Raw genomic sequence first — 25,396 nt, 5'->3', positions numbered from 1 at the left:
AGTAGGAAAATCAGCTGCGATACCTTCGGTAAGCTTCGCTAACGCAGCTGATTTTCCTACTTTTAAAAAGTATTTAGGTAAGCGGTAGCTTCAGTTAGATCCGAGAGTAGCGAAAACGAAGTCTGAGTAACCGAAGCCAGCGTAACCATATTTGTGCAGGTTGTTCAAAGAAGGTGAAAATATCACCGAAACCCAAATTAGTTTTGTGATGGTGTAACCAGTGTCTCTCAGGAGTCGTAATAAATAGAATTTGGCACAAAATATTTACAGGCTTTGGAGTTTGCCAACCCAGTACACTTATATGTCTCCACCACACATGAAACTGACCAAGCAGTAATCCAGAGATCACGCCAATGGGAGAGAAAGGCCACAAGACTACTGCTATAAGTACATAAGGCAAAGCTCCCAAGATACCATCTAAAAGAACCTGGGGATTAAAAGTCAAAATTGCGTAGTGGCGGAAGTCCTTCTTCCAGGAGTGGTGCGTTTTTAAATGAAGGCTACCAAAAACGTGTTCGGGTACGTGGTAAATGAATGTAGATAGAAAATCGCCGAAAAACAGTAATAACCAAACAACAGCTATAGCCTCAAGCATTTGTACTCCTCAAGTAAGTTAAGAAAACTCCACAGAAAATATGCAAATGTCATACTGTCGGCGTAGACACCTGGTTTTCCGCTATGCAAGCAGCACCAATGCGTCTCATGGGTCTACGCTCCAGTTAATTTGGCTCAGAGTATATGTAATTGGGTCAGTTGCAGTTTCATGAATCTCCAATCCTGAATGCAGTCAACAGCAACTCCTAAGAACCTCCAATTTGACTTCTGACTCTGAGTGAATGGCAGTAATACTCCTAAAAACCGATGGGGATACTGTATTTTACTAGAGTTACTACACAATCTTCTTACTAAGGCATACAGCGTAAGCAAAGGTTGAGTTAAAGTTAGTACAAATTTAGGTTAAGGCTTTCTTCAACGAAAATCGGCGGGAATCCCATCCCAACAAGAGGGGTGGGAGGGATAGCCGCCCGCCGATTTAGTCATTAGTCATTAGTCATTGGTACTAATGACTAATGACTAATGACTAATGACTTCGATTTGCCCCCGGCTTCAAGCCGGGGGATGAGTTAACATTGTGAATTCTAAATTGATTTCAATCAGGTATCTTCACACATCCCAAATTTAGGTTACTTTCCAGTTGGGAAGGAAGATAAAATCAGAATTTGAAGCTATAATTACACGATTTATCTATTTCAACATGAACAAAAAATGGGCAGTCAAGCGAATCACGATAAACCTGGCATCAAATGAAGCCAAGAACCTTGAAAATTATTGTGAACAGACAGGCAGACCAGCAACGGATGTGATTCGAGAACTCATTCGAGCCTTGCCATTGAGGAAAGAAAAGTAGATTTGCGAACTATTCCACCCTGGTTGATTCTCAAGATATAAGCATGAGAATTTAGTTGAATTGGAGGTATTATTTTTACTACTGCCTCTGCTACCGAAAAAGTTAGGGATGGCTCTCGCGGTTCACCTTGCCAATCTTTTAGCAGCTGAGAAGTTCCGCGTTTCCCTGATATAGAAGAAATGTTCAGAGACATCAAGGACAGTGGATGTGGCGATGCCTGCGGCGGGCTGCGCCAACGCAGATGGGTTGACCCATATTTTAGTTTATGAAAACTGAACACTATTAATCAAGCTCTGGAGTATAAAAAGGTGATTGACTTCCATCAGTACAAGGCTTTAACTTTCGATTGTTACGGAACCCTGATTGATTGGGAAAACGGCATCTTAGGGGTGCTAAAGCCACTTCTGCTGGCACATAACACTAATTTGGATGACGATCAAATTCTGGAGCTTTTTGCGGAATTGGAAGCAGAACTGGAAAAAGGAGAATATATCAAATATCGAGAAGTTTTGAAGAGAGTAGTCCAGAAATTTGGTGAACAATTTGGCTTTGAGCCAACTGCTGACGAACTAAATTCACTTGCTGATTCAATGCAGCATTGGCTGCCTTTCCCCGATACAATTGAGGCACTTAGAGCTTTGAAGCAAAACTTTAAGCTAGTAATTATCTCAAATGTAGATGACGATCTCTTTGCTTTCTCGGCAAAGCACTTGCAGGTGGAATTTGATCAGATAATTACAGCAGAACAGGCAAAAAGCTACAAACCCTCCTTAAACAACTTCAGAGTAGCGATCGAGAGAATTGATTTGCCGTTAGAGCAGATATTACACGTTGCTGCTAGTGTATATCACGATATCGTTACAGCCAAATCTCTGGGACTATCAACAGTCTGGGTAAACCGCCGAGCAGATCAAAAAGGAGCTAATTCCACAAGATCAGCAATCAGTCAACCTGACTTAGAAGTACCTGATTTAAAGACTCTCGCTGCTTTGAGTTCACCGAAACAATACTGAGCAGTAAATGCTGAGTGCCTAACACTGTTTCGATGAGAATTTATTGTTACCGAAAATTTGGGTCTAAAGCCCCGTGCTTCTAACACGGCTTTATATTGTATTCTATTCTTTTATCTGCAATATTCTATGATAAAATATAGAGATGATAGTCAGAGAAGCCAAGCTACTAAACGGAAGTAAGGAACAATACCAAGCTCTTGATGATGCCATTCGCACTGCCCAGTTTATTAGAAATAAAGCAGTTCGTTATTGGATGGATAATCAAGGAGTTGGTAAAGCTGACTTATACAAGCTGTGCAAAGACTTAGCAGCCGAATTCGACTTCGCTTTAAAGTTAAACTCCGCAGCAAGGCAAGCCAGTGCCGAAAGAGCTTGGGCTACTATCTCAAGTTTCTATAAGCGTTGCAAAAAACAGGAGAAAAAGAAAGGTTATCCCAAGTTTAAAAAGCATTGTCGCTCTGTAGAGTACAAGGTATCAGGGTGGAAACTATCTGGAGATTGCATGAGCATTAATTTTACAGATGGATTTCAAGTTGGATCTTTGTCTTTATTCTGCAATAACGAAACGCGGGAAGACCTTCACAGACTCAAAATTAACCGTGTGCGAGTGGTAAGGAAAGCAGATGGCTACTATGCCCAATTCTGCTTTGATGCCGAACGCAAGGAAGAGGGGGTATATACAGGCAATGTTGTTGGGTTGGATCTGGGGTTAAAATATTTCACCAAAGACCAAAATGATAATGCTGTAATTTATCCCCAATTCTTGAGAAAGTCAGAACGCAGGCTAAAAAAAGCTCAGAAGCGGTTGAGTAAAAAGTTTGTTAAAGGTAAAAAACCTCAGTCAATCAATTATCACAAGGCGCGGAAACGATTAGGTAGAGTTCATCTAAAAATCCAACGACAGCGTAAAGATTGGGCTATAAAGCTTGCCCGATGCGTAGTTCACTCTAACGATGTGATTGTCTATGAAGATTTGAAGATTGCAAACATGGTTAAGAATCATCACTTGGCTAAGTCAATTTCCGACGCTAGCTGGTATCAGTTTACTCAATGGTTGGACTACTACGGCAAAGTCTGGGACAAGGTAGTGATCGCAGTATCGCCCGCTTACACAAGTCAAGATTGCTTTAATTGCGGTCATCAAGTGAAAAAGTCACTCAGCACCAGGACTCATTCATGTTCTAACTGCAAGGTGGAAATATGCCGCGATACCAATGCGGCGATTAACATCTTAAAGAAAGGCATGAAGGAATTGGGCATGGAATGGCAAAACAACAGTACCCAAGGGCATTGGGAATCTGCCTCGCAAGCGGGAAAGCATGGGGAGAAAATCGTCTCTACTATTGATGGGCAACTTGATATAGCTCTTCGGTTTTCTGCGAACCATGAATTAGAATCCCCGTGCGTTCACGCCGGGGAGTATGTCAAAAAACGAAACAGGGATTGCAACATAGATTGATTCTGCTTTAATCTGGAAAAACTACTACGCCAGTTTAACGGCACATTCGCCCTTCTGCCGATAAACTTGTTTAACAAAACACTTTGATAGCCTAAAACGATGAAAGCATCTGCTAATTTCGACTTTGAAGACGATAAATTCAATGCACCGCCTTCTCAAGTCATCCCCTGGTGTCAGATGATTAATCCTCGGTTTGGCACAGATGGTATGCAATCCCACGGTTTGGCGCTTAGGCTAGATAATGCCAATGCTGTCGGCTTTGTACCAGATGAGAATTGGCAGCAAGTGGAGCATGAATTTAGCTCTGGAGTCGAAACGGTCTTTATTAGCAGTACTCCACACTTGGTTATAGTGCGTCGGGGGCCATTGTCTGTCAAAGACCGAGAAAGTGGTCTAAAACTGGGTACGCTCAAAGAGAATTACGATGCTTTTTTAGCCGACAAACTTAAATTTAAAACCTTTACTCGCTATCTAATTTTTATAGTGGGAGAGAATAAAAAGTTTTTACATGAATCACCACTACAACTAACTCTTAATGGTGCCGCCGGAGCGAGTTTCAGCAAAACCTATTGCGAATATCAACAAGGCAAAGTAGTTAGTGGATTCGTCGCTGAACTAGAAAAAGCTTATGCTGTTTACCGCAAGCAACCTTTGACACCAAAAGGCCCTTTGTTTCATGCTCACGGGATTTTTTGCCCGATAATTGAGTCTGAAGAAAGAGGTATTGAACCAAAGACAGTTCTGGTAGCTTCAACTGTAGACTACAAACATCCCACGGTAGGGACTTTAACAGAATATTTAATTGCTTCAGATTCTCTTGAGTCTGCAATGATTTGCAAGACTTTTGAAGAATACAAAGATTTTGGGAAGGAACCTTTAAAAGCTGAAACGCCTAAATTGGCAATGGCAGGAGTTTCCAACTCTTACGTTTATGCTGATGAAGATGATTTTGCTTATCCGCCGTATTAGGTGGGAGTCGGCACAATACGCTTGGGTTAGCGCCAAAAACCTGAAACTGCGTAGGTTGGGGAGCCACTGCCTTGGGCGGCTCCGCCGACTTGTTCGCGTAGCGTCTCCCCTTGGGAGAAGCAAGTGGCGTTTGAGTAACGAAATCCAACATTTCCGGTGCTTTGTTAGGAGTAGGCAGTCTATAAGCCAAAATTTTTATAGATACTCACACAGGTACAGTCAAAATGGATATTAAAAATGGCTTCGTCGGCACTGTTGGTAACACACCCCTAATTCGCCTAAACAGCTTTAGTGAAGAAACAGGGTGTGAAATCCTTGGTAAAGCAGAATTCCTCAATCCTGGTGGTTCCGTCAAAGACCGCGCCGCACTTTACATCATCGAAGACGCCGAAGAGAAAGGTCTACTCAAACCTGGTGGCACCGTTGTAGAAGGAACTGCTGGTAATACTGGCATTGGACTAGCACATATTTGCAACGCCAAAGGCTACAAATGCCTAATTATCATTCCTGATACTCAGTCACAAGAAAAGATAGATGCACTAACAGCGCTGGGAGCAGAAGTCCGTCCCGTCCCTGCTGTACCCTACAAAGACCCGAACAACTACGTCAAGCTATCTGGGAGAGTCGCTGCTGAGTTAGAAAATGCGATTTGGGCGAATCAGTTTGATAACTTAGCCAACCGCCGCGCCCACTACGAAACCACAGGGCCGGAAATTTGGACACAGACAGATGGTAAAATAGATGCCTGGATAGCTGCAACTGGTACTGGTGGTACTTTTGCTGGTGTGGCGTTGTACTTGAAAGAACAAAATCCGGCGATTAAATGCGTTGTTGCCGATCCGCTAGGTAGTGGACTTTATAGCTATGTCAAAACTGGCGAAATCACAATAGAAGGCAGTTCCATCACCGAAGGCATCGGTAACGGTCGTGTTACAGCCAATATGGAAGACGCACCTGCTGATGATGCTATCCAAATCGATGATAAAGAAGCTTTACGGGTAGTTTACCAACTGCTGAGGAAAGATGGGCTGTTAATGGGCGGTTCAACGGGTATCAATGTTGGCGCAGCTGTTGCCCTAGCGAAGCAGTTGGGAGCAGGACATACTATTGTCACCATCTTATGTGATAGTGGTTCCCGGTATCAGTCGCGGATATTCAACCCGGAATGGCTAGCCTCAAAAGGACTTTCAATAGATTAGTTATGGGGCATTGGGCATTGGGCATTGGGCATTGGGCATTGGGCATTGGGCATTGGTTATTTCTCCCTTGCTCCCCTGCTTTTTCCCTACTCCCCTCTCCCCTATCTCCTCTGCGCCTCTGTGATTTATTAAAAAATGATCAACATAACTCAACCATCAAACTTCCCGATAATAGACCAACCGTCTTCTCCTAGATGTGTGCGAGTTTGTCAAAATCGCACTTGTAAAAAGCAAGGTGCCCTCAAGGTATTAGAAGCTTTTGCAGCTTTGCCAATCCCTGGTGTAACGGTAACGGCTAGCAGCTGTTTGGGACAATGTGGCAATGGGCCGATGGTGCTGATATTACCCGATATAGTCTGGTATAGCGCAGTTCAACCCGATGAAGTATCTCTACTGGTAGAAGATCATTTACTAGGTGGTCAAATAGTCAAACAGATGCTCTATTATCGGTTTCATCCCCAGAAATCAAACTAATTAACGATATCAATGTCTGCAATCTTGTTGACTGAAGCGAGGCATCCAATGAATATCCAGCAGCTGCGTCAATCCTTAAAACAAAAGTGGCTGATTTACTACGAGCAAAATATTCCCTGGCTGGTAAAAATACGAATTTGGGGCACTTATGAAGGTCTGCGGCGTCCTTTGTCCGGTTTTATTTTGGCAACACTGTCTGTTTTGGAACCCCAGTTTGATGAAATACTTTCTTTTATGCTGGATCTGAATAACGATCCAGATAAAATAGTCGCCGCTTTAGGTCTTAACTTCAATCCTGATGAAGAGTTACGTTTAATAAAATCAGAACATTTTATGGCTACAAGCCAAGTTGAAAGCGAGTCGCCAGATGAGAAGCATTTTGAGGATAAACTTATGTCATCGGTTGTAAATGCCAGCAAAATTGCGCCTCATTCTCTTGCCAAGACTTTACACTCGAAGTTGCCACGCGCCGACCAATCAGTGCCATTATTTACAGCTACTACTGAGGTAGCTCACACACACAAACCTGAGTTGTTTGGTGTATTTGGCACTAAAATTGCTCCAGATACTCCCGTAAAAACTTCACACTCAGCCAAGCTATCCTCCGGTTTATTAAGCGAAGATAAACCAGTACGTAGCTCGTTTGCAGCTTCTCGTCAGACATCGCTCCTTGAACGCCTCCCTTTAGGAACATCGCTGACAACGATCGCTGAGGTTAATAGCAAAGCCAAAACTATGCCATCTGTGGCATTAGCTACCGAGGTTAAGAGCAATGATAAAACAGTGCGATCGCTATCTGGGCGATTCCCTTTAGGCGCATCGTTGGCAATTACTACCGAGATTAACAGCAACGGCAAACCAGTGCGATCGCTAGCAATTACTACCGAGCTTAAGAACAACGGCAAACATCCGAATATCCAACTAGAACACGTTAAAAGCAAAGTAAATTTACCAACCACTAATGCCCGTAGTCTAGCTTCTTGGGTAGATGAATTTTGTCATGGCACTAAATGGGAGCGAGAGGAAGATATTTTTATTTGAAGAACGATAACAATAGATGGAGCGCCAAAAAACGATTACTACTAGAGACGCGTTAGCAAAGCTGTACAAAGTATAATTTCGCGTCTCTACTCTTTCTTAATTACGAACTTGTACTGAGCGACTAGCCTTGAGCGAAGTCGAAAGGAGCCGAAGTATTACGAATTACGGATATTCGTGAGAAACAAACGGAATTTCTACTACTTCCCCCTCAGTTTCTCCTACTTGGACTTTCAAGCCTACGCCACCAGCTTTGGTGCGAATGTAAGCTAGCCCAAAGTAACCATCAGCAGTTTGGGTGTAACTGGTAAGTTTGCCGACCTTTTCATCTCCAACTGCGATCGCACTTCCAATTTCCGCAGGGGCACTGAGACGTACACCAAATAGGTGTTGTTTTACACCTTTATATGTATTTAACCGAGCAATGGTTTCTTGCCCAATATAACAACCTTTATTAAAAGAAATTGTTTGCCACAAACCAACTTCCAGAGGATTGTAATCATCTGTAAGTTCGGAATCTGGGGCGGGGCGGCCTTGTAAGATTCGCAAGGTATCCCAAGCGCGATCGCTCATTTCTACTGCCCCAGCTTCTAATAATTTGTTCCACACCGTTTCTTTGTCAGTATAGGGGAAAGTCAAAGTGTATCCGGGAGCCGCTAACCCACTACCCACAGCAATCCGCACTCCTTCGGCGGGAGCAATTGTGTATACTTTATGACTACCGTAAGGTTGGCCGATGAGTTCGCCAATACCTAACTTTTCTAAAACAGCGTCGCTTCCTGGGCCAATGAGGCTGAAGGTGTTGGTGTATTTTGTGATATCAGATAATTCCACCTTGTCGGCATAGAAAATATATTTATCCAGCCATTCCATGAGGTATTGGCGGCGGTTGGGTGAAACCAGCAGGATTACCGCATCTTCTCTAACGTAGGCGGTTGCTAAATCAATTGTCCTAGCTGTGGAGGTGACGAAAACCGTATCACAACCTTGTCCTGGCTTGAGTATTTGGAAATTGTTAGTACTTTGGTTGTGCAAAAAATTGAGGCGATCGTCGCCAGACACTTTGATGCGTCCCCAGGCGGTGCGATCGCATATAGCAACCCCTTCTTTTGCGGCTTGGATAGCTGCTGCGTCTTTATCGTCAATTCTAGATGTTGACATGGTGATGAAAAGTTGCCCTGTTTCAATGTTGTCGCACTGAAAATCTTAGCAAATAAGCGTTTGCGGCTTCAATGCACCTCTGGTTTTCTTCTAGGTATAATCAAATCAACAGAAAGTGCCGAACAATAAAGACTGTCCTCCTCTGGGACAGGGGAGGCTAACGCCAATGGAGAGGAAATAAGACCAATTCGCGGGCGTAAGCCTAAGATGCGGCATTCCTCGGTGAAGTTGGAAGTCTACACTGTACCGTCAGGTGAGTGTGGGTAGTTCACTCAATTCCGATATATTTAATGAGAACGGACGTACCAATCAGCTTTGTAGATTCCTTCTGTATCGCCTCCGAGGTTTACTACTTTCACCTCAGATTGTTTAATTGGAATTTCAATCACAAATTCAGCCCCCTCACCAGGTTGGGATAGACACTGTAATTTGCCTCCGTGCTTTTCTACAATTTGGTAACTAATTGAGAGTCCCAAACCTGTACCTTTACCCACAGGCTTTGTTGTGAAAAATGGATCGAATAGTCTAGCCTGTAACTCTTTTGTAATGCCAACTCCATTATCCTTAATGGAGATTTGCACCCAATCATTTGCTATAAGCTGTGTTTTCATAGTGATCAGAGGATGATGTTTATTTGCACCTGATTTCGCAGACTGACCGCATAAATCCTCCAGCGCATCGATTGCATTTGCTAACAGGTTCATAAACACTTGATTAAGTTGTCCAGCAAAACACTCTACAAGCGGTAACTCGCCGTAGTGTTTGACAATCTTAACGCCTGAATGCAATGAATTACCCTTAAGACGATGCTGCAATATTAATAGAGTGCTATCGAGTCCCTCATGAATATCAACAGGTTTTACCTCGGCTTGATCGAGACGAGAAAAATTTCGCAAGGAAAGAACAATTTCACTAATTCGTTCAGCACCTAATGTCAGCGAAGAAAATAGTTTAGGCAAATCTTCAGCGATGAATTCTAAATCTGCTAATTTTGCTTGTCGTTGAATTTCCAGATTAGGTTCAGGATATACCTGTTGATAGACATTAAGCATCTCAATCAAGTTTTGCGTATATTCATGAAGATGAATGAGATTGCCGGAGATAAAGGTGACTGGATTATTAATTTCATGGGCAACCCCTGCTACTAGTAATCCCAGACTCGACATCTTTTCAGTCTGAAGTAGATGAGCTTGAGTTTGCTGCAAATGTTCAAGTGCTTCGGAAAGTTGGCTGGCTTGCTGCTGTGTGTGGTTGAGCAGTACCGCGTGTTGTAAAGCAACTCCTAATTGAGAGGCAATTTGGCTCACAAATTCAATTTCAGACTCTTGCCACTCACGGGATTTTTGGCATTGATGAATACACAGTAAACCCCATAGCTGCCCTTGCTTGATCATGGGAATTACTAAGTTTGCCCTGACTTGGAAGCGAGACAGCATCGAAATATAACAATCGTCTAACTCGCTGTTATAAATATCAGTGACTGCATGAATGTAGCCTTGGGAGAATTTCTTAGTATACTTCTCACCTAAGCAGTGATCGTACACCTTTGCCGTTAAGGTCGATGGGAAACGCGATGCAACATCTTCTGCAATGATTTCGCCGCCGTTATGGTTAGATTCAGAATAGAAGCGAAAGACCACAACACGATCGGCATTGAGTACTCGGCGGAGTTCTTGGGTTGTGGTTTCAAAAATCGCGTTCAAGTCCAGTGGTTCCCGAACTTTGGTAATTACACTGGCTAAAGTTTGCTGTTGCTCTGCCACAAGCGCCAATTGTCTGGTTTGCGATCGCACTTGTTCTAAATACTCGGCTTGTTGCAACGCCACTCCCAGCTGAGTTGCTATTTGGGTGAAAAACTCAACTTCTAAAGCTTCCCAATGCCGAGGGCTTGAATGTTGATAGGCTGCCAATAAACCCCATAGTTCTTGCCCTACAAAAATCGGCGCAATCATGAAGGCTTTGACATCAAATTGTTCAAGTATCTCAAAGTGGCACTGGGTAAATCCGACGCTATAGATATCATCAACTACAGAAGTTTCATTATTGCGGTAGCGTCCGCCTTGGGTTTCCTGTAAGTATGTGTCGTCCCACACCGTACCTACTGCCAGCTTACCATTTCTCTGCCATTGGGGATTTGCAGATTCATAATCACTGACAAATTCACCTCCCCAGTCGGCATTAAAACGATAGACACTTAAGCGATCGCTCTTAAGTAATTGGCAAACTTCCTTAGTCGTGGTTCGGAAAATAGTACTAACGTCCAGCGACTGTCGCATCTTAGCAATGATCCGAGCCAGAGCTTGCTGCCGTTCCATCGAGCGCTGTAGCTCAATAGTCGAGCATTGCAAATCGGTATTAGTCTGTTGCAGTTCGGCGGTGCGATCGCGCACTTGTTGCTCTAGGTTTGTATTCAGGGCCTGCACTTGTTCGTAAAGTCGATACTGCTTTACTGCCGTTGCAAAGCGTTCGCCTAATGCTTGCGCCAGCTTAACTTCTGATTCTGTCCACTGCTGGGCTTGCCCGGTTTTCAGTTCGCGCCATGCTGCAAATGACTGACGCGGCATCAGTTGGCGAGAATCGGTATCAACACAGCCTGCCCAAATAGTTTCAGTATCTACCTGATCTCGGAAGATGGTTAAACAGCCAACGACGGTGGCACCATGCTGTAGAGGGATAATCAACAAAGCCCGAATTTGCGTTGCTTGGAAGCTGGGGGCGAGCGATCGCAATAAGGGTTCTTTATAAAGATCGCCGATCGCCCACAAATTTGAGTCACAACTGAGTTCGTTAGGTGGAGGAGCCAAAGCGTAAACTGCTCTCATCCAATTCACTGACCATGTTTTGTTCTTTTGCTTTTCTGAATTATCGGGGGATGAGACAGTGGTGGAATAGAGATATTTCTGCCACAATCGATGCTCCTCAATCGGTCTATCTTGTCCGATATCGAGTTGACTAGGCTGTATCCCACAAGTGTAGATTTCTGTTGTTAGTTCGCCATCTGGCAGCAAGTAGACTCGTCCTCCAGAGCCTTGAAAGGCAGCGACTGTTTCTTCAAGGGCAGCTTGCAGTTGGACAGTAGGCTTAGTATGCAGTTGCTCGGTAACTTGATTAATAATTGCTTCTTGACGGGCTTGCTCTCGCACTTGGCTGAGTAAAATCGATTGCGATATGGCGATCGCCAGCTGATCGACCACCGACTGAATTAATAATAATTCCTGTTCTGTCACCACTCGCGCTTCTGAATGGTGAGATACCAATAGTCCCCATAATTGAGATGATTGCTCCAGAGAAGGTAATAAATCTTTCCCTGTTTCCTTGCTTTTTAAAACAATCGGTACTACTACTGAAGACTTTACGCCCATTGCCGTCAAATATTCTACATAACAAGGATCGACGGGACGATAGCGAATATCTTGCTGGTCTAAGAGGTTGCCTGTTTCTGAGCAATAGAGAGGACTGATCCCAATTTCGTGTGTTGTCAAATTAACGATACTTCGCTGGCGGGCTCGGACAAACAGTTCACGGGCATAGGGTGGGATGTCATCTGTGGGGAAATGTAACCCTACAAGAGGCGGCAACCGACCTGACTGAATCGATTCAGCAATGACTAATCCATGACCATCGGGTTGAAACTGATAAATTTTGACGCGATCAGTGTCTAGAAACGAGCGTACTTCTGCAACTGTCGCCGACAAAATTTCTTGCAGTTCTAAAGATTGCCGGATACGACTCGCAATGCGATGTAATAAAATTTCTTGAGTTTGACTTACTTGCTCTTGCCTTGTTAGCGATCCCATCTATTTGAGTATTTTTATGATTTGTATAGTTTCTATTCTGGTAATTAATTACTGTGTAGAGTAATAGTAAAAATACGGGGATATACCGCAGCCAAAAACAAAGCTCCTCCGCATATTCTTTTCTTACTTTTATGAATGCACTTATTCTCTAATTTATCAATGCGTAAGTTCTGAACGTAGAAAGCATCGAAAAAACCGGGCGATGCCTACGCCGGGCTACGCCTACGCAAATTTTAGCAAGTTAGCCGAATCCGATTTGGTTAAGGTGCATAGTCTAGGGTGTTGACTTTGATGGAATTTCTCCATTTTTGGTTCATGCAACTTTTGTGTCCCTGTGAGCGCAAAGTCTATGTTAAATAAGCTTTTGCCCAAATAGACACCACATATTTTGCATGAATTTTGACCCCCTAAAAAGGTACAAAGTCAACAGCCTACCCTTAGTCCTCCTTATCTTGGCGCAAACTCTGCCCAATGTAAAATTTGAGTAATGCATCAAGTGTCATATCTCGATTAGCTGCAACTTTTTTGAGCGATCGCAATGTATCTGTTGGTATCTTTATTGATACTGTCTCTGTCGCACGGGGTCTTAAGTGTAATTCTAGTTCTTCTTCAGGCTTGTTCATATAACTTTCTTTCTGTGCGAGTAGCTAGACGGCCAGAAATAATTTGTCTTTCCCTACTGTGCTCTAGATAAACTATCAAGTTTATATTTATTGACTTCCTTAAAAAGGTATATCAATATTATCAGATATGTCGTACCAGTTTCTATCTAGTAAAATTTTTCCAAAGTATATAATAAATTCTTGTAATACCTCTCTCGAATATATAAAAGCTTCCCATGTATAATCGAATTCTTTATCTTCCGAAATACACAGATAACTTTCACCGTCACTCAAATCGTATTCCCGAAATCCATCCAAACATATTGTAGTTAATTCGTTTGTATTAGGATCATAAAACTCTGGATTCTGTTGACTATTAAGATAAAAATCACCGACTGTTTTTCTTTCAATTTCTAAGATGTTCCAATATTTAGGATTAAGTGAATCTAAAAATAAATTTTCTTTACCTGGTAATACTAAAAATCTCCCTGCTATCTTATCCGAGAAAACTCCAGATTCCAGAATATATACCCAGTAGTGTAAATTTAGCAAATATCGATCTAAAATCAGTTTATTAATAGAAACACTTAAACCGCATATACTTTGGTAGAAAAATATTTGATATCGTTTATCTCTTTTTCCAGGATTTTTAAGTCTATACCCTATATATTGCGATGCCTGGCTCATCTTAAACTTTTGCTCAAAACCAATCTCGTCAAGTATATTGATAGCCAAAAATATCAATTCTTCCCCAGGTTCTTCAAAAATTTCCTCACCTGATGAAACTAAATAAGGCACGCCGTCATAGTTTCTCTTTTCTGATTGGTTCCTAGCTTCATTAGTAACAGCAGGAGAACAATTACTTACCCACTCAGGTTTGTACTTGAGAAATAAATCCTTTAACTTGTCTCTTAAAACGCGATCGCCTGGAAATTCGCTTTTAATACCAAAATCCTTATATAATTCTGAGATTTGCTTGCGTACAGTTCCTTTCGCACGTCCCCTCAATTGAGCAATCTGATCATTAGTCTGTCCAGCCAGCAATAACTTCAACACCTCTACCTTACGAGGTGCTTTCCTTAGCTTTTCCAGAGCTTCATTAAACTGCGGACTATTCATATTTTTTAGAATACCGCATTTCCCTTAATCTGCGTAGTTTGCGTATTGCGCGTATTCACATTTGCTTTATGGGTGTCCATTGCTTTGCGTATCTGCGTAATGAGCATGATATACACAGCAGTGTTTGAGTGAACCAATGGAAAATGATTCTAGATTTGTTCAATTAGAAATACCAGGAATGGAGCCATTTCTTGTCCAAAAGAAAACTGTCTCAGAAACAACCAAGATGACTCTACAAGCTATTACAGATATTTCGGCTAAGAGTCCAGACAATCAAATCACATTCCATCAATTAGAAATACCAGGGATGGAAGAATTTATGGACAAATTGAAAACACAGTCAAAACCTACTAACTCAATTGACTACAGCCGCATGAGTGAAGATTTTGCTGCTTGAAGAAAACGCGATCGCCTGACTTCATTAACCCACGCAGGTGGGTTTCGTTTGTATAGCCCCAGAATTCTATTCTGAGGGCATTTTATTTGTTACCCTTCAGGCAATTTAGCAAACGCCTGTTCAACTAACTCCTTTGCCTTAGCATCCAAACGCAACCAATCGACTTCACCCAATTCATCAATTAAACTAGTATCAATATCAGCAGCTTCCTCCTGTGGGCTGTATTCAAGAAAACACACCTGATAACACAGTTCCCACAAATCGATACTCGCTTGTTGCTGTTGACGCTGCAAACGTAGATGATATCCTGGATGGGGCATCGGCAGACGAGCCAGAGTTTCTCTGATTTCATCTGCTTCTTGGGGCGTTGCAGTTTCCATTGCTTGCAACAGTTCAGTCACCAATGCTTTGATTTCATCAGTGGTGCTAGCCGGCCAAATCAGGACATCGTGGTAAGTTCCCGTCCAGGAAGATTCATCAAGCAGCTTGCGAAGATTATCGATAACGCGAATGAAAGCAGGTTGCATGAGGATTTCAGCCTGCTGCCATGCAACTGAGTTTGTTATTTTAGGTGGCATTGGTACTAAACAGGGACACTAAAAGAAAAATAAACAGTCTGTTTTTATTAAAAAGCTGTGTTTTTAATCTAAATCTTTTCTCAAGATAGCGGATTTCATTGAAGAAAATTTGGAGATATTTATTACCAGCTAGAAAATTAGGTAATAACTCTGGTGAGGGAATATGATCGGCAAACTACTAGACCATCGTTACCAAGTAATTCGAGTCCTCGCAATGGGAGGATTTGGTCAAACCTATATTGCCCAAGATACTAGGCGTCCCGGCAATCCTATTTGCGTTGTCAAGCACCTCAAACCCGGAACTGACCCCAGAGTTTTTGATACTGCTAAACGCCTATTTAACAGCGAAGCCGAAACCTTAGAAAAACTGGGCAACCATGACCAAATACCCAGACTGCTAGCATACTTTGACGAAAACCAAGAATTTTATTTAGTACAAGAATATATTGAAGGACATACCCTAGCTGAGGAACTTATACCTCGTAAGCGCTGGAGTGAAAGCCAAGTAATTCAACTATTGCAAGAAGTTCTGGAAATTCTCGAATTTGTCCATCGCCAAGGCGTGATTCACCGCGACATCAAACCGGATAATATTATTCGTCGCGCCTCAGATCATAAGTTAGTTTTAGTAGACTTTGGAGCAGTGAAGCAACTGCGTACACAGCTAGTAACAGTGGGCGGACAACCCTCTGCTACTGTAGTTATTGGCACTCCTGGCTATATGCCCACAGAACAAGGGCAAGGTAAACCCCGCCCTAACAGTGATATTTATTCTCTCGGCATCATCGCCATTCAAGCATTAACAGGATTACAAGTAACGGAATTGCAAGAAGACCCGGCAACAGGGGAAATCATCTGGCGGCATTCAGCAATCGTAAACCATCGACTGGCGGCAGTGTTGTCCAAGATGGTACATTATCACTTCAAAGACCGCTACCAAAACGCCACGGAAGCACTGCAAGCATGTAAAGATGCGATTAATCCAGTACCTGCACTTTCCACACCTCAAGAATCCGCCAAATCCCAGCCTCAAGTATCTCGGCTGCAAACGGTTGCAGTTGCACCAGCAAATCCTGTCAAATCTGCCCCTAAAGACTCTAGTAAATCCGACCCATGGCCGATATTAATTGGCATATTATTGGCAGGTGGTGCGGCTGCCTTGGTAACAAATGTATATCCAAATGTAAAAAATTTAGCTGCTAATCTTACAGGTAAAGATACCACCTTAATAAACAAATGCTCGGCTGTTGTCGTCGGAAATTCTAATATTCGTTCTGAACCTAGTTCGATTAATTCTGATAATATTTTGCAAACTGTTACTGATAATACCAGTTTCGAGGTAACAGGCAAGCGGACAAAACGAGGTTGGATAGAAGTTAAACTTAAATCTGGTCGTTTGGCTTGGGCATCCTCGGATGTGATCACCAATAATCAAGAATGGGGTTCTTGCCTGCGCGAAAAGGGCATTGCAACTAAGACAGTAGATGATGATACCTTGATTGCGACTCGACCAACTCCCAAGCCACAACCAAAATTGAGGAATCTAACAACTCCATTACCAGAAAAGTCGGAGCGGTCAACTGACGATGCTGCCAAATCAGAGCGATCGCAGCCTACTGATAACAATGCCAATATTATAGAACAAGCTAGACAGAAGTATGAATCAGGAGATATAATTGGTGCGATCGCACTTTTGAAATCGGTTCCGGCAAACGCTGCTTCCAGTATTCAACAGACAGGTAAAATAATTGCCCAGTGGCAGCTAGATTGGGCGAAAGCGGAGGCGATATCTAATGAGATCAACAAAGCCCTGGATGATGGGAAATGGGATAAAGTTTTAGATTATAGAAACCATCCAGAAAAGTTGCCTAATACTCAATATTGGCGAAACAGAATCGAACCATTATTTAAACAAGCAGCCGAAAATCTGGCAAAACAGGCACTATCTAAACTCGAAAATCAAGGTAGTCAGAAAAATACCCAACACAAACTTCCCGATACTAAGCAACCTGCCACTACAGATAGTCCTAATACTACAGAAACTCCGAAAAGCGGTTTGTAATATCAAGGTTGACTAACTGACTAACTATGCTGTTTAAGCATCTATGAACTAACGCGCGTCCAAATAGGGGCATCGAAAAAGCTCATGCGTCTCAACTTAAGGTGAAAACCAGCCTTTAGCAGATTATCTCATTATCTCGTTAAGAGTCTCCGACTGGGAATGCCCCTCATTGAGACTCCGCCTCTGTAACTCGCGGCAGAGCCACCAGAAACAGCATTTCCAGCAAGAAGCTGGAAACGAGATTTTAAAGGAGTTTGGGCTTAATTGACACTAATGAGCATTGCTGTACGCCTACCACAGATGCCATCTAAGCAAGAACGGCTGTCAGCTGTCAAATCATCCGTGCATTTCGTCGTATTCTGGGGCTTCAACTCGTCTTGCTTCCATCCGCGAAGCAGGCAGAAACTCAGCCCGACGGACTGGAATCAAGGGCGGTGTATTTCCTTGGTAGGGGTGAATCACTTGTACAGTACGGGCTGGACGCTGCCGTGGTGAGAATAAAGCCAATACCCCAGCGACGACTACACCACCACCAATAGTGAGAGTTGCGCCTCCCACAGCCCAAAGCACGGGTGAAGACCACCAAGAATTTTGCGGCTGGAATGCTGCTGCTTTTGGTTGGTTATTTTGCTGGGCTAATTGCCACTGCTGTTGAGTATTAAAATTTTGAACTTGGCCTTGGAGTTGTTGATTTTGCAACTTCAGCTGTTCATTGTCGTTTTTTAAACGCTCCAACTGCATCTGCGTGTTTAGCTTCTCCACCTCTAGGCGCTGGTCAGTATTGGGAGCAACTGACGGCTGAACCTGACTGGGATACATTGGTTGCCCATAAGGCCCGTAAGGATACATTTGTGGCTGCATTCCCTGAGGCGCTACTACAGTCCCTGGCATTTGGGAAGCAACAGCAAAGTTAGGTTGTAGGGGGGTATTTGTTCCTTTGAGCAATACGAGAGCCGCCAGCCCAGCTACGGCGACACCACCAATAAACGCCATACTCTCACTCATCGCCTTTGCTCCTCAATTGCGACGTAACTATAACCATTTGTGACTGACTCACTCTCACACTCATAAATTATGCCTACTTGATTTCACATAATACTCGAACTATAAGCGACTGTATCAGCTAGTTTTTTTACATGATCATATCTGATGTTAATATTCAAGACCATAATGGTCAAATTGTCTACTAAACAAGGATAGAAAAACTACACTGTTATACTTTTTTAATCTACTTTCCCGATCTAATCAAGAGGAGTATTTGTGCTGGTGTTGGTGGTCTTAATGGCTGCTTTAAGACTTTGGCAAAATTGGGCGATCGCATTTAGTCCCTGCTCTGGGGTGCCTTCGGCTAACCGTTTCACAAAAGCGCTGCCCACGATCACGGCATCTGCGCCCCATTCCCTTACCTGACGGGCTTGTGCAGCTTCGGAAATCCCAAAGCCTACACCAATGGGTTTATCAGTAACACCACGAATTTGTTTGAGTAAATTGGACACGCGGTTTTCCACTTGCGATCGCATCCCTGTTACCCCTGTCACAGTGATTAAATAAATAAATCCTTGGGAAGAACGAGCGATCGCTTCTATTCGTTCATCTGAACTGGTGGGAGCTACGAACAACGTCAGATCAATTCCGATGGCGCTAGCTGGTTCCAGCAAGCTTGCAGCTTCTTCTAAAGGTAAGTCTGGTACTACCAATCCCGCTACTCCAGCCGCAGCAATTTCCTGGAGAAATTTGTCAATTCCCCGGTGCAAAATTGGGTTGTAGTAGGTAAATAGGACAATGGGCGATCGCAATTTGGGAGTAATCTCTTGCAGCATTTCTAGCACCTGCTCCAATTTCGTTCCCCTTTGCAGGGCGCGGGTAGCAGCAGCTTGAATTACTGGCCCATCCGCTAGAGGATCGGAATAGGGTATACCTAGTTCAATTATGTCTGCTCCGCTACGATCTAGAACCTGCAAAGCTTTTGCTGTTGTTTCTAAATCTGGATCGCCAGCAGTGATAAACGGAATCAAAGCGCACTCACGATTACGCCCAAGGGTTTCAAAGCAATCAGAAATCGCAGTCATTTAGTCAAGTATCAAGAGTCAAATGTCAAGAGTCAAGAGTCCAAATCTAGATTTTGAACTCTTGACTCATCAATGATAACTTTACACCTGAGATTGCTCTTCTTGTTCTATTTGGGCTTGAATTCGTGCTAGTTCTTCGGGAGTAAGCTCTTCTAGCCGCTTTTGCAGAAAGTCTTGCTCATATTGTTCCCTCTGCTGATGGTAGGTCATTTTTTGTCCCACCGCCCGGAAAAAATAGGTGGCTAACCAGCCAATTAACCCACTGACTAGTAAGACTTGGCTCCATATACCAGCTTGCTGATTATCCAAACCGACTAGCTGCAATCCTATATATGCCAAGCCGCCAGCAATAAAAACACCCAAGCCAATTCCAATAGCGTCAATCCGTCGCATGAGAGTTATGACCTACCAATCTCGTTAAACTTGAATTTGTCGCCGTTGGGGTCGAAAATTTACAAACGGCGATAGAACCAACAAACCTGGAAAGAAGAAAAACACCAAAAAGTACATAAAGACACGCTCAATGGAGGTAGCTACATACCAACGCTGCTTCAGGTACAGCAAGATAGCAATCGGGATTACTAGAAGGTAAGCTCCAGCCAAAATCAGATACAGCAGGGCGACAATCATAACTTTCAAGTCTTAAGCATCTGTTTTCCATCATAGGCTGAAGAGCCAGACTCAGAGAAGTAAGTCATAAATGCTTTCAACATCACGGCACCAGAATTCCCTGTCTATGTCCAAATTGACGATATCATGCTATAATAGGAAACGCACTAGCAAACAAGGCTCTAGTCAGACGAGATCGAAAACTCATCCAGATTGATTAGGAGGAAACTAAGAAGACTTCCTACTCTGGAAAAAATATTTTCAATCTAGTTGGACAAAAGACACAATTGATGGTGGAATAGATGAGGAGGTATTTACTGTCTCCACAAAATAACTAGTTATACTAGTTGCCAAACACCAATGGGGGTGTGGCGGAATGGTAGACGCTACGGACTTAGAAAACTGAGCCTTGAAGGAGAAATCCCTCAAGTGGAAGCTCTCAAACTCAGGGAAACCTAAATCTGACAACAGACATGGCAATCCTGAGCCAAGCCCAAAAATTTTAGATTTGTGATTTTAGATTTACGATTAGTCTTCAATCCAAAATTCAAAATCTAAAATCCAAAATTGCGGGAAGGTGCAGAGACCCGACGGGAGCTACCCTAACGTTAAGTCGAGGGTAAAGGGAGAGTCCAATTCTCAAAACCTGGCCTTGCTAAAGCCATCAGGTAGCAGTGAAAACTGCGGGAGAATGAAAATCCGTTGATCTTAAACGGTCGTGTGGGTTCAAGTCCCTCCACCCCCACTAAAAATCTAAAATGCCAAAAGACTTCTATTGTGACTTTACCCATAACTTTGCCGCAACGGCAAGCTTATGCTTCCAATAAAGGGTGGCAAAGTTATGGTTCCAAACAAATTTCTCTTCGCGCTGCCCTTAAAGCGGCGCGAACTTGTTTGTCACGAAAACATCCTGGTTTAGCCAATAGCTTTGAAATAGCTGCCTCACTAGGATAAATACCTTCAGTGTGAACTTGCCTAACAGCTTGTTTTACTTCCTCGCAAGACTGTTCGATTCGTTTGATGCGAGATTCTTTCATATACTTAACGTACTCGGCTGAAATCGCTCGGCATAGCTCTGGGAAATGCCTGTAAAGAACTCGCTTAGGATACCCAAGGCGTTTCGCTACTGCTGTCATAGGTAGCGGTTGTTCATTCACTTGAAGCACATTTTCGAGTAACTGTTGAGTGCGATCGCTATCAAACTTTACTTCAAGCTTTTTTGTACTGCTATCTCTCGCTTGGTTTTGAGGCGTAGCAGGAAATTGACTAGAATTCTCCTTAAGAGTCTCTTGAGTCAAAAAATCCAGCACAGATACCTGAAGAGTAAAACAGATTTTCAAAATCACATTCAGTTCTGGCAAGACTTTTCCCATCTGCCACATCCAAACCTTGTTTTTGGGAATTTCAAGCATACGAGCAAAAGCAGCCGTGTTTCCTTCAGCAAATTGCTCTACGTACCTACAGAAGGCTTGGGCAACTATTTCCCTTTGCAAAGGTTTTGATAAGCGAGGCGTAGTAGCGAGTAACTCTCCAATAGTCTTGATAACCCACGTTTGCCAAATAATCTCTTCCTTGCTCGGTGGGGTGTTATCAGAAGACGGGTAATCAGCAGTAACACCAAGCCATTCTAAGCAATACGGACAATAACCTGGTCTTGAATAGGAAGCTAGTGGAGGAATATCTCGTTTGCAGTGAAGGCATCTCTGGCATAAAGACTGATTGTGGCAATGACAAACTGTAACTGCCTCAAAAAACCAAATTAAGGGTTCGTAAATTACTTGATCTTTCGAGGAATACCATTCCTCATAACAATAGGGACACCAAGCTCGTCTAGAACGAAGTAACTTCCTCTGGGGAAAGATATTAGTCCATGTTAGTAGAGTGAGGAAGCGCAAATCACTACGTAGAGTCATCGACTCTAGCACTGTGACTAAATCAAATGCCATCGTCCCTAATCCATTGAGTGCCCCAGTCAAGCTTCGCATTTCAAAAAGATTTGTAGTTCTGTAAGTCTTGGGTATAAAGGACACAAGTTCTCTAGATATTAAAACTTTTGGGGTTACACAATGAGCTTCTGCTAGTCGAGATATATAACCAGTTAAGCTTTCTACCAATGAAGTACCAATACCAACAGGCTCTAATTGATACAACCGACTACGAGATGGAATAGAAACCTTTTTTAAATCCCAACATTCGTATGTTGTTAATCCATTAGCTAACATCTTGATTCACTCCAATAGGATCTCTTTTGGGATTGCGTTTGCCAACTTTTCCTTGTGGAAGAGTCTTTTTTGGAGCTTCTTCTGGCTGTGCGATTGTCTTTGCTCCAAGCCCTAGAGCAGAGCGTAAGTGTTGCACGTCTGTCTCTGTTTCAGATAATTGTCGTTCGCCCTCTTGAATTTCCTTGAACATTCTCTGACACTGAGCAACCGACCAAGCACGTTTTTGTAAGTCTTTTAGAGTGACGGTTGTCGCTTCTCGATCTAGAGCATCTTTAAGAGCGCGTGTTAGCCAATTTTTCAATATACCAACACATCCTAAAGTACGTTCATAAAAATATTCCCAATGAGTAACTAAATCTGGAGGATCTGCAAGTGGCATCTGCTGTTGGAAAGTCAACAATACACTTTTAAAAGCCTGTACGTCTTCTGGGGTGTCAGCACAATAACGGCGGAAATGAATATCGACGCTACGGCGTGAGAGTTGACCGCTTAAATTACGGAATGTTAGTAATTCGTATGTTCCTAAAAGGCAATGTAAGATGCCTGTCATATTTGCCACAGATTTGAGGCAGTCTAGCTGATCTTGTAGCTTGTGTCCGCTTGCCATTTTCCCAAAATGTTGCGCTTCATCTATGAAAAATACATCTGGATGGCGATAGCTGAGAGCGTTTTCTAAAGCTCTGCGTAGAGCAGGTGCGACCACTTTCGACTCAACATTAATTTTTCCGAAAATATCACGATAGATACCCCGTACACCGTAATTAAACTTGTGATCGATTAGCGGTTCTTCTAAAGCTATTAAGGCGCGTGTGTAGTAATCTTTCCAGTTAAAGTTTCTCGATTCTGGAGCTACAGCCTCAACTCCAACAACAGGAACGCAACCGCGATCGCTTTCCAACTTAGGTAATGCTAACTCTGTTAATTTCTGCTCAACCCGCAGTCGTAAAGTTGTTTTACCGATACCGCTAGGTCCATAAACAAAAATAAATGACGCACCTGCTGGTTCGGCAATTGTCCGCATCAGAGTTTCATACACCTCTTTAAGGCGGGGATGTGCTACCGTGTAATTCTCAAAATAGGCAAGCCTTTCTGTGGCAGATTGTTCGAGGAGCTTGAGAGGAAATCCGGTAAGTATTGTCATAACTAAAACTCCTCGTAAACTACAAGTGTTTCTGGAGTGTTTGCTTCAACTTCAGTCACTTGATTGTCGATGTTGCCAAAAGGAATTTAAATAACTTTTGGTTGTTCGTTGCGACTGAAAGTAGCTTTCCCGCCCTCAATTACCCTAAAGACTTCCTTAGCTTCTGCATCATAAGAACGCTGCTCTAATAAGGCTTCTTGGGCTTCTACCGAAGCTAGAAATTCCGCTAGATTCTTGGCTGAAACTCTTGATTGTCGCGCATGATTTGAGGAGCGTTTGCGTAACTCGGCACTAGCTAACTTCAGTTCTTTTTCTGAACGACCTTGAAATTCTGCATAATATTGAGAAATGCACTGTACCCATTGTCCTAGAACAAAGGCGTAAGCGATACCAATATCGAATGGGTCGTATCTTACCTGAACAGAAGTATTTTCAATTTGCGGGTCACGAAAAATATTAGACCAGTAGTAGATTGAGTTAATTTTTATGCCGCTTCCAGATTGAACTTTCGCCTTTCCTTCTGAGGTTGTAGGTAAGGTAAGAATTTGAAAGTTTTCATCGTAAGGAATCATGCGGTGAAGCCGACTGCCGCTAATCATTATACCAGCAGCAAAAGCATCCCTCGGACTCTGGAAAAGAGCAGGATGTTCATCTGTATCGTAAACTTCGTAAGCCCAAGCGCAAAGATATTCGTAAAGCAAGCCCAGTGTCCAGATAGCTTGATTTTTTGGGTTAACTGACTTGGTTACTTGGCGAACGTTACGAGTTATCTGTGTATTACCGAGCAAGTTATAGATAAATTGAGTGTTGGAAGTACCAAATAGACGTTCGCATACAGAACCAAACCGCGCTTTGGCTGGAGGCCGATTTTTTTTCGTACATTCAAAAGTGGCTAAAAGCGTTTCAAAATAAACGCTATGAAATTCTGCACCGTTATCTACCACAATTATCTGTGGTAAACGGTTGTGGCGTTGAACGCACAATCGTAACACCATCAAGCAAGAGCGATAGGAAGGCGAGTCAAAAGTCAAATAAACAGCTAAGAATCTTCTGGAATAAGCATCTATCAAGAAAGTTGCCCAAGGTCTACCCAATGAACGACCAGTACGGGAACACACTAATTCAACATCTAATTCTGTATGGTCAATATGAGCAATTTCAAATGGGCGATCGCCATGTCTAGGTGTTGTCCTGTTTAGTTCCCAATAAAAAGTTTCTTGCTTGTATGCAGCCCGACGACCTTGGCGTTTTTTGATTTGTTCGTAACTCGAACGTTTTTTAACTTCTTTTGTAAATGTTTTGTAGCTTGGGGCGATAACACCTTGTTGTTCGCAAATCCGAATTAGAGCGCCATAAACCTCCCACATTTTCTTTTGTTTAAGTGTTTCATAATCCTCCAGGATAAATCTCTCCTGTATAGCCAAGGTGTCTTCAGGTAGCTTCCGGTTACGATTACCTTTATCACCACGATGCGAGAGAAGTCCTATGTAGCCACAGCCGCACTGTTGTTGTGCAGCTAAATACTTAGCTTTCCAATGCCGAATGGTTCTTTCTGAAACTGTTTCTTTTTCAGGTGGATATCCGTTTAAATATGGCTCAATAACTTTGTAGCGACGGAGAGCTTCTGCTTGGTCTTCTGGACTTGCTGTATAAAATTGTTTCCAAGACTCTGCTTTAATAACTGGTGTTTCAAATGCTTGAAGGTTTTTTACTTTTCCTTGCTGAACCAGGCTTAAAAATAAAGTCTTTTTTAGCTGAATTAGCTGTTCTGAATCTCCTTGTAGGATAACTTCGGTTTCCCCAACGTGAATAATACTTAAGCCCTTGCCATCCCAGGATACAAATGTTCCAGGGGACAAGTTGATGACTGGAGAACTAACAGCATTTGATGGCAGAGATGTTTTGCTCATCAATCCATAAGCAGTAGCTATCTGTTTGTTGCAAAAAAGACAAATTTTTTCTGATTCAGCTAGGGTCGCAGCGCGTAACTGCCTAGCTAGTAGTAATTGAGGCGAGAAAAACACAGACATTACCAAGTAGCGCCTGAGTAATAACTTGCAGTAAGTTAAGACCCTGCTT

Annotated in this window: 23 protein-coding genes; 9 read left to right on the top strand and 14 right to left on the bottom strand. The window is 42.8% G+C overall.

From position 1 onward, the window contains the following. Positions 1–94 precede the first annotated feature (94 nt). A complete protein-coding gene (locus tag V7L05_RS19810) occupies positions 95–595 on the bottom strand; it encodes a fatty acid hydroxylase (RefSeq protein WP_335166478.1) in 501 nt (166 codons plus the stop codon). Between the two features lie 660 nt (positions 596–1,255). Here V7L05_RS19810 and V7L05_RS19805 point away from each other — a divergent pair. The 5 genes from V7L05_RS19805 to V7L05_RS19785 all read left to right on the top strand — a co-directional run bounded on the left by V7L05_RS19805 (position 1,256) and on the right by V7L05_RS19785 (position 6,048). Further along, entirely contained in the window at positions 1,256–1,408 is a 153-nt protein-coding gene (locus V7L05_RS19805; RefSeq protein ID WP_335166477.1) for a CopG family transcriptional regulator, read from the top strand. A gap of 308 nt (positions 1,409–1,716) precedes the next feature. Beyond that, entirely contained in the window at positions 1,717–2,421 is a 705-nt protein-coding gene (locus V7L05_RS19800) for a haloacid dehalogenase type II (RefSeq protein ID WP_335166476.1), read from the top strand. Positions 2,422–2,563: 142 nt separating this feature from the next. Further along, positions 2,564–3,880, top strand: coding sequence for an RNA-guided endonuclease InsQ/TnpB family protein (locus V7L05_RS19795; protein WP_335166474.1), 1,317 nt, complete (start codon positions 2,564–2,566; stop codon positions 3,878–3,880). Positions 3,881–3,979: 99 nt separating this feature from the next. Then, positions 3,980–4,849, top strand: coding sequence for a DUF5895 domain-containing protein (locus V7L05_RS19790; RefSeq protein WP_335166472.1), 870 nt, complete (start codon positions 3,980–3,982; stop codon positions 4,847–4,849). Positions 4,850–5,073: 224 nt separating this feature from the next. Beyond that, positions 5,074–6,048 (top strand): cysteine synthase A, encoded by a 975-nt coding sequence (locus V7L05_RS19785; RefSeq protein WP_335166471.1) that lies wholly within the window; start codon positions 5,074–5,076, stop codon positions 6,046–6,048. Here the strand turns inward: V7L05_RS19785 and V7L05_RS19780 are convergent, their stop codons facing one another. Then, positions 6,049–6,201, bottom strand: a complete 153-nt coding sequence (locus V7L05_RS19780; protein WP_335166469.1) for a hypothetical protein — start codon at positions 6,199–6,201, stop codon at positions 6,049–6,051. Between V7L05_RS19780 and V7L05_RS19775 the strand changes: the two genes are divergently transcribed. After that, positions 6,184–6,522, top strand: coding sequence for a (2Fe-2S) ferredoxin domain-containing protein (locus tag V7L05_RS19775; protein WP_335166467.1), 339 nt, complete (start codon positions 6,184–6,186; stop codon positions 6,520–6,522). The two genes, V7L05_RS19780 and V7L05_RS19775, sit on opposite strands and share 18 nt — an antisense overlap. 48 nt (positions 6,523–6,570) lie before the next feature. After that, positions 6,571–7,563 carry a DUF5331 domain-containing protein gene (locus V7L05_RS19770; protein ID WP_335166465.1) on the top strand — a complete coding sequence of 331 codons (993 nt, stop codon included), beginning with the start codon at positions 6,571–6,573 and terminating at the stop codon, positions 7,561–7,563. 162 nt (positions 7,564–7,725) lie between these two features. Here the strand turns inward: V7L05_RS19770 and ygfZ are convergent, their stop codons facing one another. From ygfZ to V7L05_RS19750, 4 genes are all read right to left on the bottom strand, one after another. After that, positions 7,726–8,721 carry a CAF17-like 4Fe-4S cluster assembly/insertion protein YgfZ gene (gene ygfZ, locus V7L05_RS19765; RefSeq protein WP_335166463.1) on the bottom strand — a complete coding sequence of 332 codons (996 nt, stop codon included), beginning with the start codon at positions 8,719–8,721 and terminating at the stop codon, positions 7,726–7,728. Between the two features lie 287 nt (positions 8,722–9,008). After that, positions 9,009–12,518: a GAF domain-containing protein gene (locus V7L05_RS19760; RefSeq protein ID WP_335166461.1), complete on the bottom strand. Its 3,510-nt coding sequence runs from the start codon at positions 12,516–12,518 to the stop codon at positions 9,009–9,011. 437 nt (positions 12,519–12,955) lie between these two features. Further along, positions 12,956–13,141, bottom strand: a complete 186-nt coding sequence (locus V7L05_RS19755; RefSeq protein ID WP_335166459.1) for a hypothetical protein — start codon at positions 13,139–13,141, stop codon at positions 12,956–12,958. A gap of 99 nt (positions 13,142–13,240) precedes the next feature. Next, positions 13,241–14,239 carry a hypothetical protein gene (locus V7L05_RS19750; protein ID WP_335166458.1) on the bottom strand — a complete coding sequence of 333 codons (999 nt, stop codon included), beginning with the start codon at positions 14,237–14,239 and terminating at the stop codon, positions 13,241–13,243. A gap of 136 nt (positions 14,240–14,375) precedes the next feature. Between V7L05_RS19750 and V7L05_RS19745 the strand changes: the two genes are divergently transcribed. Continuing rightward, positions 14,376–14,636: a hypothetical protein gene (locus V7L05_RS19745; protein WP_335166457.1), complete on the top strand. Its 261-nt coding sequence runs from the start codon at positions 14,376–14,378 to the stop codon at positions 14,634–14,636. An 89-nt stretch (positions 14,637–14,725) separates the two neighbouring features. On the opposite strand, the gene V7L05_RS19740 is transcribed toward V7L05_RS19745, so the two are convergent. Next, a complete protein-coding gene (locus V7L05_RS19740) occupies positions 14,726–15,214 on the bottom strand; it encodes a hypothetical protein (protein ID WP_335166455.1) in 489 nt (162 codons plus the stop codon). Positions 15,215–15,377: 163 nt separating this feature from the next. Between V7L05_RS19740 and V7L05_RS19735 the strand changes: the two genes are divergently transcribed. Continuing rightward, positions 15,378–17,276 carry a serine/threonine protein kinase gene (locus V7L05_RS19735; RefSeq protein ID WP_335166453.1) on the top strand — a complete coding sequence of 633 codons (1,899 nt, stop codon included), beginning with the start codon at positions 15,378–15,380 and terminating at the stop codon, positions 17,274–17,276. A 336-nt stretch (positions 17,277–17,612) separates the two neighbouring features. On the opposite strand, the gene V7L05_RS19730 is transcribed toward V7L05_RS19735, so the two are convergent. From V7L05_RS19730 to V7L05_RS19700, 7 genes are all read right to left on the bottom strand, one after another. Next, positions 17,613–18,281, bottom strand: coding sequence for a heterocyst differentiation related protein (locus tag V7L05_RS19730; protein WP_335166452.1), 669 nt, complete (start codon positions 18,279–18,281; stop codon positions 17,613–17,615). A 236-nt stretch (positions 18,282–18,517) separates the two neighbouring features. Continuing rightward, complete coding sequence (trpA, locus tag V7L05_RS19725) at positions 18,518–19,345, bottom strand: tryptophan synthase subunit alpha (RefSeq protein WP_335166450.1); 828 nt, start codon at positions 19,343–19,345, stop codon at positions 18,518–18,520. 81 nt (positions 19,346–19,426) lie between these two features. Next, the gene (locus V7L05_RS19720) at positions 19,427–19,738 is read right to left on the bottom strand and encodes a DUF3007 family protein (RefSeq protein WP_335166448.1); all 312 of its coding nucleotides are present in this window, start codon (positions 19,736–19,738) and stop codon (positions 19,427–19,429) included. Between the two features lie 24 nt (positions 19,739–19,762). Beyond that, a complete protein-coding gene (gene ndhL / locus V7L05_RS19715; protein ID WP_334953003.1) occupies positions 19,763–19,975 on the bottom strand; it encodes an NAD(P)H-quinone oxidoreductase subunit L in 213 nt (70 codons plus the stop codon). An 818-nt stretch (positions 19,976–20,793) separates the two neighbouring features. Further along, positions 20,794–22,176, bottom strand: a complete 1,383-nt coding sequence (locus tag V7L05_RS19710; RefSeq protein ID WP_335166446.1) for a TniQ family protein — start codon at positions 22,174–22,176, stop codon at positions 20,794–20,796. Next, complete coding sequence (locus V7L05_RS19705; RefSeq protein ID WP_335166445.1) at positions 22,166–23,317, bottom strand: AAA family ATPase; 1,152 nt, start codon at positions 23,315–23,317, stop codon at positions 22,166–22,168. Before V7L05_RS19705 ends, V7L05_RS19710 begins: the two co-directional genes overlap by 11 nt. A gap of 86 nt (positions 23,318–23,403) precedes the next feature. Continuing rightward, on the bottom strand, positions 23,404–25,396 hold a 1,993-nt coding region (locus V7L05_RS19700; RefSeq protein ID WP_335166444.1), incomplete at its 5' end, for a Mu transposase C-terminal domain-containing protein.

The organism is Nostoc sp. (assembly GCF_036917755.1).
GTDB lineage: Bacteria > Cyanobacteriota > Cyanobacteriia > Cyanobacteriales > Nostocaceae > Nostoc.
This window is presented reverse-complemented; position numbering and strand designations above follow the sequence as displayed.